Annotated in this window: 11 protein-coding genes and 1 tRNA gene; 4 read left to right on the top strand and 8 right to left on the bottom strand. The window is 64.8% G+C overall.

Features of this window, described 5'->3' with window-relative positions; translation table 11 throughout:
• Window positions 1-14: 14 nt before the first annotated feature.
• On the bottom strand, window positions 15-641 hold the full coding sequence (locus DXT74_RS02965) for a glutathione S-transferase family protein (RefSeq protein WP_194427291.1): 627 nt from the start codon (window positions 639-641) through the stop codon (window positions 15-17).
• Between the two features lie 168 nt (window positions 642-809).
• On the opposite strand from DXT74_RS02965, the gene DXT74_RS02960 reads away from it, so the two are divergent.
• A tRNA-Ala gene (locus tag DXT74_RS02960) sits at window positions 810-885 on the top strand.
• 150 nt (window positions 886-1,035) lie between these two features.
• Here DXT74_RS02960 and DXT74_RS02955 read toward each other — a convergent pair.
• Entirely contained in the window at window positions 1,036-1,962 is a 927-nt protein-coding gene (locus DXT74_RS02955; protein ID WP_194427290.1) for a LysR family transcriptional regulator, read from the bottom strand.
• A gap of 100 nt (window positions 1,963-2,062) precedes the next feature.
• Between DXT74_RS02955 and DXT74_RS02950 the strand changes: the two genes are divergently transcribed.
• The 3 genes from DXT74_RS02950 (at window position 2,063) to DXT74_RS02940 (ending at window position 5,402) form a co-directional block, all read left to right on the top strand.
• Window positions 2,063-3,265, top strand: a complete 1,203-nt coding sequence (locus tag DXT74_RS02950; RefSeq protein WP_194427289.1) for an MFS transporter — start codon at window positions 2,063-2,065, stop codon at window positions 3,263-3,265.
• A gap of 145 nt (window positions 3,266-3,410) precedes the next feature.
• A complete protein-coding gene (gene dkgB, locus DXT74_RS02945) occupies window positions 3,411-4,217 on the top strand; it encodes a 2,5-didehydrogluconate reductase DkgB (RefSeq protein ID WP_194427288.1) in 807 nt (268 codons plus the stop codon).
• Window positions 4,218-4,286: 69 nt separating this feature from the next.
• Window positions 4,287-5,402 carry an alkene reductase gene (locus tag DXT74_RS02940; RefSeq protein WP_194427287.1) on the top strand — a complete coding sequence of 372 codons (1,116 nt, stop codon included), beginning with the start codon at window positions 4,287-4,289 and terminating at the stop codon, window positions 5,400-5,402.
• 68 nt (window positions 5,403-5,470) lie between these two features.
• Here DXT74_RS02940 and DXT74_RS02935 read toward each other — a convergent pair whose 3' ends face one another.
• The 6 genes from DXT74_RS02935 to DXT74_RS02910 all read right to left on the bottom strand — a co-directional run bounded on the left by DXT74_RS02935 (window position 5,471) and on the right by DXT74_RS02910 (window position 15,720).
• Window positions 5,471-6,586, bottom strand: a complete 1,116-nt coding sequence (locus DXT74_RS02935) for a fimbrial protein (protein ID WP_194427286.1) — start codon at window positions 6,584-6,586, stop codon at window positions 5,471-5,473.
• Between the two features lie 108 nt (window positions 6,587-6,694).
• Window positions 6,695-9,757: a GLUG motif-containing protein gene (locus DXT74_RS02930; protein WP_194427285.1), complete on the bottom strand. Its 3,063-nt coding sequence runs from the start codon at window positions 9,755-9,757 to the stop codon at window positions 6,695-6,697.
• A 71-nt stretch (window positions 9,758-9,828) separates the two neighbouring features.
• Window positions 9,829-11,526, bottom strand: coding sequence for a ShlB/FhaC/HecB family hemolysin secretion/activation protein (locus tag DXT74_RS02925; protein WP_194427284.1), 1,698 nt, complete (start codon window positions 11,524-11,526; stop codon window positions 9,829-9,831).
• An 18-nt stretch (window positions 11,527-11,544) separates the two neighbouring features.
• On the bottom strand, window positions 11,545-14,265 hold the full coding sequence (locus tag DXT74_RS02920) for a fimbria/pilus outer membrane usher protein (protein ID WP_194427283.1): 2,721 nt from the start codon (window positions 14,263-14,265) through the stop codon (window positions 11,545-11,547).
• An 89-nt stretch (window positions 14,266-14,354) separates the two neighbouring features.
• Window positions 14,355-15,086, bottom strand: coding sequence for a fimbria/pilus periplasmic chaperone (locus DXT74_RS02915; protein WP_256870453.1), 732 nt, complete (start codon window positions 15,084-15,086; stop codon window positions 14,355-14,357).
• 49 nt (window positions 15,087-15,135) lie between these two features.
• The gene (locus tag DXT74_RS02910) at window positions 15,136-15,720 is read right to left on the bottom strand and encodes a fimbrial protein (protein WP_043641161.1); all 585 of its coding nucleotides are present in this window, start codon (window positions 15,718-15,720) and stop codon (window positions 15,136-15,138) included.
• Window positions 15,721-15,790 lie beyond the last annotated feature (70 nt).

The raw sequence follows: 15,790 nt of genomic DNA, 5'->3' as shown, positions 1-15,790 counted from the left end.
TCTTTCAGTAATAGTTAAGCTATACCCACGCTCCCATGCGTCACAAACCCCGGCCGTTGAATCAGGCGCTGATAATAGGCGTGCGCATGCGGCAGTTCCGGCTTGTCGAAAGGCGTCAGCTGCCAGCGGTGGATGGACAGGCCGAGTACGATGTCGGCCAGGGTGAAATCGTCGCCGCATATGTAGGGCGTATCCTGCGTGGCCAGTTGGCGGTCCAGAATCGCCATATAGTGGCCCCACTGTTGAATGCTGGCCTGGATCAGCGCCGGGTCCTGGTGTTCCGGACTGCGGCGGCTGAGGCCGTGGAAGGCGTAGCCCCAGGAGCCGTTCAGTTCGGTGGCCTGCCAGTCCATCCATTTTTCCACCTGGGCGCGGCTGCGCGGATCGGTGGGCAGCAAGTGGCTAGCCCGGCGCGAGCCGGCCAGGTAGCGGCAGATGGTGTTGGATTCCCACAGCACCAGGCCGTCGTCCACCACCGCCGGAATCAGCGCATTGGGGTTGAGCGCCAGGAATTCCGGGCTGCTGGCGGACTGAAAGCCGCGGCCCCAGTCTTCGCGTTGGTAGTCGATGCCGATTTCATGACAGGTCCACAGCACTTTGCGGACGTTGATGGAACTGGTGCGGCCCAGGATGCGCAGCATGGAAATCTCCGGCGATGATGTTGGGATGAACCGGAGCAGTGTAGTCTCGCCGGGGGCGGGCATGCCATTGAAATGGATAGTTGTGGCGGGGATGCGCCAGCTTGGCCAGCCGCCGCCGGGTCGGGCTTGGCAAGCGCAAGGCCCTTGTCATATCATGGCTGTCGATTTGGGCCGATAGCTCAGCTGGGAGAGCGCTGCGTTCGCAATGCAGAGGTCGGGAGTTCGATCCTCCTTCGGTCCACCATCTTCCCCTCCCTTATTTCCCCATGTGACCGTAAGCCTGTCTTGGCCAAACTGCCGGCTTATCCTCCGCTTTCATCTTGCTCGCCGTATCCGTTCCGCCGTCGTCACGCTTTGAACCGCCCCAGTTGCGCTAAAGGCTCTTGAGCGGGAGTTATTTATCGGCCCATCGCCTCGCCCGCTCTGCGGGCGTCTTGTTGTTGAGCGACTGGATCAGGTGGTCGATGAAGGAGGCGATCCGCGACGATACCGCGGTGTTGCGGTAATAGACGGCCTGGACCGGCTGGCGCATGTCCAGGGTGTCCGGTATGAGGATTTGGACCAGACGGCCGGATTCGCGGTCTTGCTCGGTCATGAAATCCGACAGGCAGACGATGCCGGCGCCGTTCAGCGCAAGCTGACGCAGCGTCTCTCCGCTAGAGGTCCGTACCGCCGGTTCAATCCGGTAGGTCTCGCCGTCGGCGCCGAGCAGCGGCCAGTTGTTCAGCGTCTCGGGCTGATTGAAGCCCAGCAGCGCGTGCCGGCTCAGCGCTTGGACATCGTGCGGCTGACCGTGGGCTTCCAGATAAGCCGGGCTGGCGAGAATGCGCAGCCGGCTATGGCCGATCAGGCGGCTGTGCAGCGTCGAGTCCTTCAGCCGGCCGATGCGGATCGCCACGTCGGTGCGGCGTTCCAGCAGGTCGATGATGCCTTCATTGCTGTTCAATTCCAGCTCCACTTGCGGGTAGCGCTCGCGGTAGGCGCGCACCAGCGGCACGATCACGTGCAGCATGAAGGGGGTGGCGGCATCGACCCGCAGCCGCCCGGACGGCTGTTCGCGCCGCGCCAACATTTGCTCCTCGGCGTTGTCCACCGATTCGATGATGGCGCGGGCGTTGTGCAGGAAGGCGCGGCCTTCCTCGGTCAGCTCCAGGCGGCGCGTGGTCCGGCGCAGCAGCGTGGTATTCAGCTTATCTTCCAGCCGGGCCAGCGAGCGGCTGGTGGCCGAGACGGTGAGCTCCAGTTGCTGGGCCGCGGCGGTGATGGAACCGGTGTCGACCACGGCGACGAAGGCCTGAAGTTCGTCTAGCGTGACTTTCATTGTTGAATTTAATTCAAGATAATTTCGTTTATAAGCTGGTTTTTGCGCAAAAGTAAAGCGGGCACACTGCATCCATTCCTTAAGGACCATGGATTCAAACATGCCACTTGCTCTACTCGCGCTGACCATTAGCGCCTTCGCTATCGGGACGACCGAATTCGTCATTGTCGGGCTGATCCCAACCATCGCGTCCGACCTTCAGGTGAGCCTGCCCTCCGCCGGCTTGCTGGTCAGTCTCTACGCGCTCAGCGTCGCCATCGGCGCGCCGTTGTTGACCGCGCTGACCGGCCGCGTCCCGCGCAAGACGCTGTTGGCCGCGCTGATGGCGTTGTTTACCGTTGGCAATCTGGTCGCCTGGCGTTCGCCCGGCTATGAGTCGCTGATCGTCGCGCGCATTCTCACCGGCCTCGCCCACGGCGTGTTCTTCTCGGTCGGCTCCGTCATCGCCACCACGCTGGTGCCCAAGGACAAGGCCGCCAGCGCGATTGCAACCATGTTCAGCGGCATGACCGTGGCCTTTGTCGCCGGCATCCCGCTCGGCACCTTCATCGGCCAACACTTTGGCTGGCGGGCTACTTTCCTGGTCGTCGCGCTGTTTGGCCTCGTCGCCTTGGTTGGCTCCCTGATCTTCATGCCGCGCTGTATCGCGCAGACGGAGCCGGCGCCGCTGGCGCGGCAGTTGCGCGTGCTGACCCAGCCGCGGCTGCTGTTGGTCTACGCAATGACGGCGGTGGGCTACGGCGGCTCGCTGATCGCCTTCACCTATATGGCGCCGCTGCTGGAGCAGATTGCCGGCTTCACCCCGGCTCAGATCAGCTTGGTGTTGGTTGGCTACGGCGTATCGGTCGCCTTCGGCAATGTCTGGGGCGGCAAGCTGGCGGACCGCGCCGGTCCGGTCAAGGCGTTGAAGCGGATTTTCCTGCTGCTGGCGCTGGTGTTGCTGGCCTTGACCTTCACCGTTCACTTCGCCGGGTTGGCGGTGCTGACGATGCTGGCCTGGGGCGCCGTCGCCTTCGGCAATGTGCCCGGCCTGCAAGTCTACGTCGTCAAGCAGGCGCGGCATTTCGCGCCGGAAGCGGCGGACATCGCGTCGGGCTTCAATATCGCCGCCTTTAATCTCGGCGTTGCCGGCGGTTCCTCGCTGGGCGGGCTGATTGTGGAACGCATCGGCCTGGCTCATACGCCGTGGATTGCGGCGGCTGTGACGCTGGGCGCTTTCGCGTTGACCGCTTGGAGCGGCGCGCTGGACCAGCGCGACGGCCTGCCCGCGCGCACCGCCGAAGCCGCTGAACCGGCGTATTGAGCGTTGCCCGCCGCCCGCATGACGACACCTGCTCCGCTGCCGCTGTTTGCAGGCAAGCGCTTATTGCTGTTTTTCGCATGGGCGGGATGGGCACAACCCTGTTATCGACTTAGCCGCCCACTACTTTTTTTATGGAGAACGCATCATGAACACCATTCCCGCTTTTGGCCTCGGCACGTTCCGCCTGCAAGATCAGCTTGTCATCGACTCGGTTAGCAATGGCTTGGAGTTAGGCTACCGCGCCATAGACACCGCGCAGATTTACGGTAACGAGGCGGAAGTCGGCGCCGCGATCGCCGCTTCCGGCGTGCGCCGCGACGAGCTGTTTTTGACCACCAAGATCTGGGTCGACCACTACGCCAAGGACAAGCTGTTGCCCAGCCTGGAGGAGAGCCTGGCCAAACTGCGCACCGATTATGTCGATCTGACGCTGATCCACTGGCCGGCGCCGGGCAATGGCGTGTCGGTCGAGGAGTTCATGACCGCGCTGGCCGAGGCCAAGGCCAGGGGCCTGACCCGCCGTATCGGCGTGTCCAACTTCAATATCGAGCTGACCCGTCAGGCGATCGCCGCGGTGGGCAAGGAGGAGATTGCAACCAACCAGATCGAGCTGAGCCCCTATCTGCAAAGCCGCAAGCTGGTGGACTTCCTGCAGGGCCAAGGCATTCACGTCACGTCCTACATGACGCTCGCCTACGGCAAGGTGCTAGGCGATCCGGTGATCGCCGCCATTGCGCAGCGGCACCAGGCCACGCCGGCCCAGGTGGCGCTGGCTTGGGCGCTGCAGCTTGGCTATTCGGTGATTCCGTCGTCCACCAAGCGAGAGAACCTGGCCAGCAATCTGCTGGCGCAGCGCCTGCGCCTGAGCGAGGAGGACATGGCGCGGATCTCCGCGTTGGAGCGCAACGGCCGCCAGGTGGACCCCGCCGGCCTGGCGCCGCAGTGGGACTGAGCGCGCCGCGCCGCATTTGAATCAATGCCGCCGCGGCCGGCAGGCCGCGACGGAAACCGGAGATACCGCATGAACCATGATCCTTTGTTTCAAACACTGCGGCTTGGCGCGCTGACGCTGCCCAACCGCATCGTGATGCCGCCGATGACGCGTTCGCGCGCCAGCCAGCCAGGCGACGAGGCCAATGAACTGATGGCCGCGTATTACGCTCAGCGGGCCGGCGCCGGCTTGATCGTGGGCGAGGGCGCCCATATCGCGCCGCTGGCCAAGGGCTATGCGTGGACGCCGGGCATTCATACTCCGGCGCAAGTGGCCGGCTGGCGCAAGACGACCGAGGCGGTGCACGCGGCCGGCGGCCGCATTTTCGCTCAGCTCTGGCATGTTGGCCGGCTCAGCCACAGCAGCTTGCTTGGCGGCGAGCAGCCGGTGTCGTCGTCGGCGATCCAGGCCGTCGGGGTCCAGGTGTTCATCGCCGGCGAAGACGGCCGCACGCCGGGCTTCGTCCAGGCCTCGGCGCCGCGCGCCTTGAGCGTGGCCGAGATTGGCGAGGTGGTGGAGCAATATCGCGCCGCCGCCCGCAACGCGATGGCGGCGGGTTTTGACGGCGTGGAACTGCACGGCGCCAACGGCTATCTGGTGAATCAGTTCATCGATTCGAACGCCAATACCCGCACCGACGAATACGGCGGCTCGTTGCCTAAGCGCCTGCGTTTTCTCGGTGAAGTCGCTCAGGCCTTGATCGACGGCTGCGGCGACGCGTCGCGCGTGGGTATCCGGCTGGCGCCGTTGACCACGGCGAACGGTTGCGTAGACGACGATCCGGAAACCACCTACTTGGCCGCGGCCAAGCTGCTAGGCGAGTTGGGCGTCGGCTATCTGCATATCGCGGAAGCGGACTGGGACGACGCGCCGCTGATGCCGCTGGCTTTCAAGCAAAAGCTGCGCGCGGCTTTTCCCGGCGTGCTGATCTACGCGGGCAAGTACACCGCGGAGCGGGCGCGCGAGGCGATTGCCGCCGGCTGGGCCGATCTGATCGCCTTCGGCCGGCCCTTCGTCTCCAACCCGGATCTGCCTGAGCGTTTGCGCACCGGCGCGCCGTTGGCGACGCATGACCGCGCAACCTTGTTTGGCGGCGGCGCGCATGGGCTGACAGACTATCCGGTGCTGGCCGAGTCGTTGGCTTGAGCCAGCCGTCCGCGAGGACGGCGCTGAATGGCTGTTCCGTTCTCCTTGATCCGCTCCATGGCGCGGGCTCAGGGGTAGGTGATGATGAAGACGGCCTTGGCATTGGCGTGGCCGGCGGTGACATTGCCGGTGCGCACATAGTGGGCGAACAGCGGCATGCTGACCATTCCGTCCAGGGGCGAACCCATGTCGAAGCTGGGCGTGCCGGCATCGTTTTCCGGCCCAAACGCGATGATGTCGCTTTCCGCGCCGGCCAGACTCCGGCTCAGTTGCAGCCCCAGGCCTTGGGCGGCGGCGACGCCTCCTTCTGGGTTGGCGTTGATGCTGAGCAGCCGGCTGCGATTGCCAGGTTGGTTGGCGTCGCTGAATTGAATCTTGGGCCGGGCTTGCGCCGCGCATTTGCTGAGCTGCAGCGAGAATTGCTGGGGCGCTCGGGTGGATGGCTGGCCCAAGGCGGGGAAGTCCGCCGGGGTGTACTGTCCCATCGGGACGGTGATGTTGGCGGTCTGCAGTTCGCAGGTGTTGGCCACGGGCACGTTGATGTTCAACAGTTCGCCAAAAGAGGCCTGCTGGTAACAATCTCTTGTTACATTGCCGTGGCGGGTGGCGTCAATGTAGAAGGAGGCGCCGGCGCCGGGCACGTTCCCCACGGTGCCGCCCGGCGTGGGACCGGTCAAGATCAGTTCCTGGTACAGCTGCAAGGTTAGGGTGTCGAATGCGCCGCCACTCGTGGATTCGGCGAGTTTCGAGGTCAACACGCGCTCCATAGTGGGGTCGTACGGCAGAGAGGGCTCCCCGTTCTCTGCTCGGTAGCTCCAGCGCAAACCGATGCCGGCGATATTGGTGGGCATGGTTTCATGGAGCCCAAGCTGGCCGCCGTTGCCGTTGGTCCAGGCGCCGTGGATGCGAACGATGTCCGGTCCGACGGCCTGGCCTTGATATTCCCCGCGCACGGCAATGCCGCGCTTGGCCAGCACGGTGCCCGGCGGGGTGTCGGCGGTAATGGTGATGGCGCTGCCGCTCAAGCCGTTCCAGGGGCCGGGCGTGGTGTTGGCGAGAGTGCAGTTGCGCGCCGCCGCCGCGTGGGCTGTGACGCCATGGCTAAGCAAAAGGGCGGTCAGGCAGGCCGCGCATGCGCGCCGGATAAGCCGCGCTTGTGGAGTGGAGCGGATTGCGTGGGCCATTTTTCCTTCCTTGGGAACCGATGACGGTCCGCGCCGCTCCAGTGGAGGCGGCGCGAACCGGATTACAGCCTGGTCAGGCCGCCGGATAGACCGACGGCCGGGCGGGGCTTAGAAGTAGTAGTAAGACGAGATGGTGCCCTGGTTGACGCCGTACAGCGGCACCAGCAGCGCATTGCCCGTTACTTCATTGGCGCGCATCAGGCCGTAGTTCCAACCCACCAGGCCGCCATAGGTCTGGCGCCAGCCATTGACGAAGTTGACCTTGCTGCTGGCGGTGGAGTAGTCGACGGTGCCGCCGTCTTCGTTCATGCCCACCAGGCCGCCCAGGATGCTTTCCACGCCGCCGCTGACCGCGCCGCTGGCCACGGAGCTCTGGATTTCGCTCTGATTGAGCCCTACCAGGCCGCCGACGATGCTGCGGTATTCGCCGCGCACATTGCCGGTGGCTTGGGCGGTGGTGATGCGGCCGGCGTTTTCGCTGTTGCTGTTGACGCCCACCAGGCCGCCGACGCGGCTGGTGTTGCCGCCGGAAACGTCGCCGGAAGCATCCACGGATTCCAGGTTGCCGCCGTTGTAGCCCACCAGGCCGCCTACTTGGCTATTGGTCCAGCCGCTGACTTTGCCGCTGGCGCGCGCATAGCTGACGTTGCCGCTGTTGTTGCTGCCTATCAGGCCGCCCACGCGGCTGTTATGGCCGCCGGTCACCGCGCCGCGCGCTTCCGCTGTGCGGATGTTGCCGCCGTTGTTGGTGCCGATCAGGCCGCCCAGGCTGGCGCCGGAGGTGTCGTACACCGTGCCGGTGGCGCTGACGTCTTCCAGCTCTCCGCGTTGGTTAAGGCCCACCAGGCCGCCAATGGCGGAGCTGCCCACGCCGGTGATCTTGCCGCTGGCGCTGGATTTCACGATCTGGCCGCCTTCGTTGTGGCCCACCAGGCCGCCGATGCGGCTGTCGTAGGTGGCGTATACGCTGTTGCTGGCTTGGGAGTCGATAATCCGGCCGCCTTTGGCGTAGCCCACCAGGCCGCCGACATTGACGCCGGCGCGGGCGTCGATAGCCCCGGCGGCGCTGGAGCCGCTGATTGTGCCGCCGTTGTTGAGGCCCACCAGGCCGCCCACGCCGCCGCTGCCGATTTCATTGCGCGGCATGTAGTAGGCGTACACGCGGGCATCGGTGCGGGAGGCATGGATGACGCCGCGGTTTTCCCCCACCAGGCCGCCCAGCACTTGGGTGTAGCCGTTGCCGTAGACGTTGCCGGTATAGGCGGAGTTGAACACGTCGCCGGTATTGGCGCCGATCAGGCCACCGACGATGTTCATCGGGCTGCCGTAGGCGTTGACGGTGGCGTTGCTGGTGGCGTTGTGGACGGTGCCGGTGTTGCGGCCCACCAGGCTGCCGATTTCGACGCGGCCGGTGTAATTGGCGTAGCCGGTTACGGAGCTGTTGATCAGGTTGACGTTGCCGATGACGCCGGCGTTGTTGGCGAACAAGCCCAGCGCCGGGCCGGCGTTCTGGATGTTCAGGCGGGTGATGTTGTTGCCCAGGCCGTCGAACACGCCGGAGAACGCCGCGCCGCCGTTGCCGCCTATGGAGTTGAACACGCGCCCGTAGCCGTCGATGGCGTTGCCCAGCACATAGAGGCCGTTCAGATTGGTGTTGACGGCTTGCAGTTGGGCCACGTCCTGGATCACGGTGTAACGCTTGCCGTTGGATTCGAAGCCGGCGCCCTTGCCGGACAGGGTGACGCGCTTGCCGGCGGCGACCACGCGGCCTTGGCCGGTGGTGTCTTCGTGGTTGAGCGCCAGCGAGGCGCCGGCTCCGCTCAGGCTGAGGTTGGCGTTGAGCATGACCTGCTTTTGGGCGGTCAGATTCACCGCGGCGCCTGCGCCGCTGGCGTTGAGGTCGGCGTTCAGATTGACGTTTTGCCGGTCGGAGCGCAGCGTCAGCTTGTTGCCGCTGGACCAATTGATCTTGCCGTTGGCGTTGAGGTCGCCCTGAGTGCTGACCAGCTCGATATTGGTGTTGGCCAGGTTGCGCGAGACGGTGTCGCTGTAGAGGCCGCTGGATACCGGAGTAGAGGCGGAGGGGCTGAGGTCCAGTTGCTCGGCGCTGACTTTCCACGTGCCGGTGCGGCCGTTGCTGGCCGCGGTGGTCACGTTGGTGGCCAGTGCAACGGTCACGGCCTTGCCTTTGACTTCGATCTGGCCGCCGTCGCCCAGGAAGCTGCCTTGAGCGCTGGCGTTAAGCGTGCCGGCCACGTTGACGCGCTGATTGTCGCCGGCGTCCAGCACGATCTTGCCGGCGCGGTTTTGCAGGGTGCGGGCTTCGATCACGCCGGTGTTGTTGACGACGTTGCTCAGGAGGGTGTTGCTGGCGCGGGCGGTCATCAGCACCTCTCCGCCGTCGGCGCGCAACAGGTTGCCGTTGCGCACTTCGGCGTTGATCGCCGCTTCATCCACTTGCAGGTTCACGAGGCCGGAGCCGTCGAAGTTCAAGGTGAAGGCCTTGCCGCCGGCCAGGGCCACTTTGCCCAGGTTGGCCTGGATCACGCCGGTATTGCTGACGCGCGCCCCTAGCAGCGCCACGGCGCCGCCATTTTGGGCTGCGAGGGTGCCCTGATTGGAGACTTCCGCCGCGGAGTTGCCTTCAAAACGGTAGTTGCCGGCCATGAAGCGTTCAACAGAGAGGTCCTGAGTGGAGGCGACCAGGCCGCCCACGTTGACTTGCGCGGTTTTGCCGAACAGCACGCCGTTGGGGTTGACCAGGAACACGCGGCCGTTGGCGTTCAACTGCCCCATGATGTTGCTGCCGTCCACGCCCACCACGCGGTTGAGGGCGATGGAGGCGCTGTTGGGCTGGTTGAAGGTGACTTTATGGCCGTTGCCGATATTGAAGCTGTTCCAGTCGATCGCCAGTTTGTCGCTGGATTGATTGATGGACATTTGCTTGCCGTTGTCGAACACCAGGATGTTACCGTTGCCGGCCTTGATGTTGCCGCCGTCCGGCAAGTTGGCCGCCTGGACGTGCGCCGTCAGCAGCAGGGCCAGAGCCGGCAGGCTGCGCGCCAGCAGGCGGCTGCCGCTGCCCGGCTTGCCGCGAGCGCGGCTGAGTTCGCTGCCAACGCTCCAGCACTGGCGCAGGGAATTCCAAATCAGAGCGTAATTCTTATTCATGACAACTCCATCTTGTTGATAAGCGAAATGCAGGCTCCCGTGTGAGGGAGGCGGTATCCAGCGCGGCGACGTCAAAGTTGCCAGGTCGCCTGCGCCCAGATAGCGGGGTTGCGCGTGTTCTGGCCGCCGTCGTTGCCGACGCGCCAGGCCGCGCTCACATTCAGTCTCAGGCTGTCGCGCAGCCAGTTCAGGCCCAGCCCCGCCGCGGCGCGGCTCAGGACGGGGTTGCTACCGCCCCAATCGCGCTTGTTGGCGCGGGTTAGGCCATAGTCGTAAAACAAGGCGGTTTCCACGCCGGGCCAGGCGGCGTAGCGCAGCTCCAGGTTGCCTATCCAGCCTTGGTCGCCGCTGGCGTCGCCGGCCGGATAGGCGCGCACCGCGTACGGGCCGCCCAAGCTGATTTTTTCCGAGGAATCCAGGTTGCGGTCCGTCCACTGGCCGTTGAATTGAGCGTAGAGGCTGAAGCGTTGGCTGAGCCGTTGCAGGCGGACGGCGCTGAGGCTGAGCTTGCTGAAATGGCCTTGGGTATCGGCGGTCAGCCGGTCGTTGCTCCGCGCTACCGGGTTGTCAATGCCGAGTCGGCCGTAACCGTAGGCCAGAGAAGCCTGGCTGATGCCGCCGCCGCCCCAGCCGTCCTGACCGTTGGCGCTGAGCATGGCGGTCCATAGACGCACGTGTTTGTCGCTGCGGCTGTCAGTCAAGTCGATATCGTCTTTGAGCCGCTTGTCGTCATACATCAGTTGGGCGTAGACGCTGGCATTCCGGCCGCGCCACAGCGGCTGGGAGAGAAATCCGCTTTGGATGCGGGCGTTGCCGTGGGCTTCCAGATCCGTGAAGTCCCGTCCCAGACGGTATTCCATATTGGAGTAAGCGGCGCCCACCCGCGTCAGCCAGGGGCCGACCGGCAGTTGATAGGACAGGCGTTGGTATTGCTGGCGGCCGTCGCTGCCCATTGCCCGCAGGCTGAGCTGATCGCCCAGCGCCAGAGGATTGTTGAAGTTGAGGTTGCCGCCCAGCCGGTATTCGCCGGTGTATTTGCTGCCGTAGTTGTCGAGTTCGACGCTGCCGCTCAACCGGTCTCCAGGCAGGGCCTGCACCAGCAGATCGGAGCTGCCGGCCTGGGTGCCGGGCCGCAGGATGGAGCGCACTTTGACGCCGGGCAGGTCGTTCAAGCGCAACAGGGCGCTGTCCAGCGCGTCGCGCTCCACCAGTTGGCCCGCCAAAGCGCGCAGCGGCGCCTGAAGCACCTCGTTGCGCACGGCGGAGGCGTTGTCCAGCGTCACTTGGTCGTAACGGCCTTCCTGAATGTCGATGCGCACCCAGCCGCCCTCGATGTCCTGAGGCGGTAGATAGGCTTGGGCCAGCAGATAGCCATGTTGCTGATAGAAGCGAGTGATGCCCTTGGCCGCCGCGTGGAGTTCGGCCAGGCTGAGTTCCTGGCCGGCCAAGGCTTGCAGTTGCCGGGCCAGCGTGTCTTGAGGGAATACGCTGTTGCCGCTGAAGCGGAAACCGGTCACCAGCAGGCGCGGGCCGGCGTCCTCGGCGGCTGGGGATTCGGCGGCCGGCGGCGTCAGCTCCAGCTGCGGCGCCGGGGTAGGCAGCAGTTGCGGCCGCGCCGACTCAATGTCGCGCAAGGACTGGCCGGCGTCCGGTCGTTGCGCCAGGCTGGGCGCGCTCCAAACCAGGGCCAGGCCGGCTGTTAACAGCAGGCTATGGGCGCGCTGCTTGAATCTGGGCGCGCGGGACGGGAGGCGGAGTGGGTTCTTCATCTGTTTTTCGATTTATCGTTATGGCGAAGGCTGGGATGTGGATGCCGCCGCCTGCGCCTGAGGCAGGCAGGGGGCGACGAGCATGTCGTAGCGCTGTTGGCGGCCGGCGCGTTTTTCCGGCAGTTGATAGTCGATGCGGCATTGCTGTTCCGGCGCGCCGCCCCATTCGACGATGAGCCAGCCGTTGGGCTCCAAGCCTTTGGCGAAGAGGCGGCCGCCTTGCCCTACCACGCCGACGTTGTCGCCCCGGGCGTTGCGCGCGGCGGCGCCGAAGGGCAGCGGCTTGTCGCCCGGCATCCGGCTGTCGATCAGGGTGGCGCGCGCCACTTCGGTGGCGTAGGACAGCATCACCACGGAACCCGCGCGCGGGGCCAGGCCTTTGCTGGTGGACTGCTTTAGCTCCACATCCAGCGGCATGCCTTTGGGATTCACTTCTATGGTGTTGAGGTGATAAGGCGTCAGGCTGGGCACCACGGCGTAACCGTGGGCGTCCACCCGCGCCCGAGCGGCTCCGACCAAGGCGCCCTCCGCGTCCGGCACTCGCACCACGGCCAGGGTTTCTCCCAATGTCTGCGCCAGCGTCACGCCGCCGGGGTGAGCCACCAGGGCGCCGGCGGCGCTGGCGGAATACTGGTTGTAGCCTCGGCCCGCGCTGACGCTGGCGTTCAACTGCGTGTAAGGCAGCTGATACCCCAGGCCGGCGCTGCCGCTGCCGCCGCCGCGTTCGGAATGACTGGCGGAGACGGAGTAACTGCCGCGGTTGTCGTCGCCCAGCGTGCCGGCCAGGCTGGTGGTGGTTTGCAAGCCGCTTTCGGAGTCATGGGAAAGGAAGCCGCTGAGGGTGGGGAAACGCCGGCTGTCGCCCAGGGGAACGCTTACATTGAGCGCATAGGTGGTCCGGCTGCGTTCCTGCGTGGTCTGGTCCTGGGCCAGGTTGCGCGCACGTTGGGCGGAGAGGGTGTAGCTGACGGAGCCCACGCTGCCGCCGTAACCCACCGAGAAGTTGACCTCCTTGCTGTCGCTGCCCCAAAACTGTTGCATGGAGCCATTGGCGTACAAGGAGCCGCCGCCCAGTTGCTGGCTGATGTTGACGTCGAAGCGATGACGCTGGCGCACGATCGCGTTCAGCGTCCGCCGGCGCTGGTATTGATCTTCCGCGACGATGCGCTCGGTCAGGCTCAGATAACCGGAGGTGGAGTAGCGATAGGCCAGCAGCGAGAAGTTGGTGCCGGTGCTGTTCAGCTTTTTGCTGTACGACAGCCGTAGGCTGTTGCCCTGGATGCGCCGGTCGCCGGACAAGCGGCTTTCGGCCCGGGTCAGGTCAGCGGCGAAAGCGCCGACGCTGGTATTGGCCGCCACGCCAAACAGCCCCGAGGCGTACCCCTGGGAGGCCGTCGCGCCGGCGTAAGCCGTCCACATGCCGTTCAGGCCGCGCTGGTAAATGGCTTGGGCGAACAGCGGGTCGTCTGTCAGGCCGGGCTGCTTGACCTGGCCGGCGATCAGGCTGTAACGCTGGACTCCGCCGCGCAAAAGCTGCGGCGTGGCCGCATAGGGCACCACGCTGGTGTATTCCTGGCCGTCGGCCTCGGTGACTTTGACTAGCAGGTCGCCGCCTTCGCCGCTGGCCTGCAGGTCGCTGATGGTGAAGGCGCCGGGCGCCACGGTGGTTTCATAGATCAGATAGCCGCGCTGGCTTACGCTGACTTTGGCGTTGGTCCGTGCCGTGCCGTGAATCACCGGCGCGTAATTGCGCTGGGTGTCCGGCATCATGCGTTCGTCGCTGCTGAGCTGGACGCCGCGGAAGGACAGGCTGTCGAACAGCTCGCCGCTGCTGGCGGTTTCGCCCAGCACTAGCTGCGAACGCCAAGCCGGCACATCGGTTTGCAGATAGACCGAGCCGCTTTGATAGCGAGCGGCGCGTCCTGTCCCCCAAGACAAGGCACCGTTGTGACGCAGCCGCCACGCGCCCAGGTTCAGGCCGCCGTTGAGGCCCAGGTAGCCGCTATTGGAGCGCTTGCCCTGGTTTTCGCTGCTGTACAGGTTGACGTTGTAGTTGAGCAGGCCGGCGGTGACGCCGTTTTCCCATTTTTCCGGGCCAACGTAGGTGCTGGCGGAGGCGAAATGCACGAAGATGGCCGGCACTTGCAAGGATAGTTTTTGCTCGGCCATGTCGGTATTGACGCTGGCGCCTGGAACGTATTGCGCCAGATCGCCGCAGAACAAGGCGTCCGGCATGGGGTTGAGCTCGTCTGACCCGCTTTGGCCTCGCGCGGCCTTGTCCATATCGATGCCCAGCCGCTCCAACTGCTCCCTGCGGAAGCAGGGGCGCGCCCCCGTCCCGGATGCCGTTTCGACGAATTCGATGTCTTCCATGCCCTGCCAGCGGCCATTGACGCTGATTTCCAGACGGTAGGTCCCCGGCGGGTTTTTTCCTTCCTGCTCAAAGCGGCTGAGGTCCAGCGGCGGCCCGCCCGTCCCGGTAAACAGATAGGCGGAGTCGAACACCAGTCCGCGCGCATGGCCTGCGGCGGGGGCTGCGGGCTGCCGGATGGCGGTCAGCGCGGCGCTGTGGGCTTCGGCGGAGTCGGGCAAATCGGCCGTACCCGTATTGCCGGACGCGCCAACGGAGGGCGCCGCGCCGGCCAGCATGCCGCCAAACACACCCGCTGCCCACCAAGCCAGAGGCTTGGTTTTGGGCGCACGCGCCCGGGCTTTGTCGCTTACGCTCAAGCCGATCATGAAGTGCCTCGTATTGCGCTGTGCCGCCGCGGCAGGGGCGAGCCCTTGTCGGCGGTTGGGGATGGAAATCTTGAGAACGCGCGCCGGACTTATTGCAGCCGTGCCTCCGCGTCTATGGTTCCGCCAAAGTCGCTGACGGCCTGAAATTGCAGTAAGGCTCCAGTCTTGAAGGCGTGAGCTTGCCGTTTGATCAAAAACCGTTCTGAGGAGAAAGGCTTCACCATATCAACCGCCACCTCGACCGGTTTGGCGCCGTCAGCGGCCAGCTTGGCCTGGAACAGGGAGACGAAGAACGGCGTGGGATTTTGGGCTTCCAGATAACGCTGCCCGTTTTCCGTCACCACTCGCCATTGCATTTTTTTCGGCGCCAGCGCGGGCTCGCCCGTCAAGGCCTGGGGCCGGAAAAACACTTTCAGCCGAGTGCGGTAGGTAAATTGCAGGTAGTTGTCCCCCGCCGCCTTGGGCGGAACTTCCAGAAAGTTGATCCAGAACACCGATTCGCGGTCTGGCGGCAAAGCGTCCCCGCTGTACACCATGCGCACCACTTGTCGTTTGTCGCCGTCCAGGCGGACAATCGGCGGCGACAAGGTGAAGGGCACCTGAATATCGCTGGGCGCGACGGTGGCGTCGCCCAAATCCAGCCAGGACTGAACCAGGATCGGGTCCTTGCCCTTGTTCTCCAGCTGGATGCTCACTTCCCGTTCCTGAGCGGGATAAATAATCCGCGTCCCGCGGATCACGAGCGCCGCTTCCACGGCGCTCGTCCAGCAAAAAGCCGCCACAGCACACACAGCCGCTATTCCCGCATACTTGCGCGCCATCCATGCCATGGCCGCTCCTCCCTAGCTGACAGTCAGAAAAACGTGCTGATTACTGGTAAGCCAGCACATAGTCGATCTGACTGAATACCGCGCCGCTGCCCGGCACGGTGCCGGTGTTGACGCGCTGCAGCTTGGCCGACAAGGGGATATTGGCGGAGCGTTGTACTGGCTGGCCTGTTGTCGGAACATCGGGAGCCAAGGCCGCGCTCGGCATGTCCGCGCTATTGGTGGAGCCCAGCGGAATCTTGACCGCGCTGCCGCCAGAACCTTTGTACAGTTCGATTTCCAGGTTGGACGCGGCGCTCGGTCCGCTCAGCTTCAGGCGGCCGGTTTCTTTGTTCACGTTCTGGTTGTTGGGGTTGAAGGCGATCTGCACGCGGGAGGCGTTGCACACGTCGGATTGGCCGGAAACGGTCAGGCTGAACGGGACTTCAGCGCTGCCGGCGGTAGGGATCTGATCAGGCGTCAGGTTGTTGAAGTCCACCACTTTGTAGCCGTCTTCCTGACCATCGATCAGGCAAGTGCTGGTGGCTACGCTGCCTTTGAATACGATCTCGCCGCGGTTGGCGGCAAACGTCTGGGAGGCCATGCCCACGCCCAAGGCCAGCGAAACCATGATTGCCAGTTTATTCATAAAACACTCCACACTTAAATTAAGTTAAATCAAAGCCGTGACCATGTTTCCTGACCACCGCCCGCGAGAC

It is taken from the genome of Chromobacterium sp. Rain0013 (genome assembly GCF_015291765.1).
Lineage (GTDB): Bacteria > Pseudomonadota > Gammaproteobacteria > Burkholderiales > Chromobacteriaceae > Chromobacterium > Chromobacterium haemolyticum.
Note: the sequence above shows the minus strand (reverse complement) of the source record. Positions and strands in the feature narration are given on the sequence as shown.

Bases quoted from the DNA above. Each gene is read 5' to 3' on its own strand.
- DXT74_RS02965 (WP_194427291.1), bottom strand. From the start codon at position 641: ATGCTGCGCATCCTGGGCCGCACCAGTTCCATCAACGTCCGCAAAGTG.
- DXT74_RS02955 (WP_194427290.1), bottom strand. From the start codon at position 1,962: ATGAAAGTCACGCTAGACGAACTTCAGGCCTTCGTCGCCGTGGTCGAC.
- DXT74_RS02950 (WP_194427289.1), top strand. From the start codon at position 2,063: ATGCCACTTGCTCTACTCGCGCTGACCATTAGCGCCTTCGCTATCGGG.
- dkgB (WP_194427288.1), top strand. From the start codon at position 3,411: ATGAACACCATTCCCGCTTTTGGCCTCGGCACGTTCCGCCTGCAAGAT.
- DXT74_RS02940 (WP_194427287.1), top strand. From the start codon at position 4,287: ATGAACCATGATCCTTTGTTTCAAACACTGCGGCTTGGCGCGCTGACG.
- DXT74_RS02935 (WP_194427286.1), bottom strand. From the start codon at position 6,586: ATGGCCCACGCAATCCGCTCCACTCCACAAGCGCGGCTTATCCGGCGC.
- DXT74_RS02930 (WP_194427285.1), bottom strand. From the start codon at position 9,757: ATGAATAAGAATTACGCTCTGATTTGGAATTCCCTGCGCCAGTGCTGG.
- DXT74_RS02925 (WP_194427284.1), bottom strand. From the start codon at position 11,526: ATGAAGAACCCACTCCGCCTCCCGTCCCGCGCGCCCAGATTCAAGCAG.
- DXT74_RS02920 (WP_194427283.1), bottom strand. From the start codon at position 14,265: ATGATCGGCTTGAGCGTAAGCGACAAAGCCCGGGCGCGTGCGCCCAAA.
- DXT74_RS02915 (WP_256870453.1), bottom strand. From the start codon at position 15,086: ATGGCGCGCAAGTATGCGGGAATAGCGGCTGTGTGTGCTGTGGCGGCT.
- DXT74_RS02910 (WP_043641161.1), bottom strand. From the start codon at position 15,720: ATGAATAAACTGGCAATCATGGTTTCGCTGGCCTTGGGCGTGGGCATG.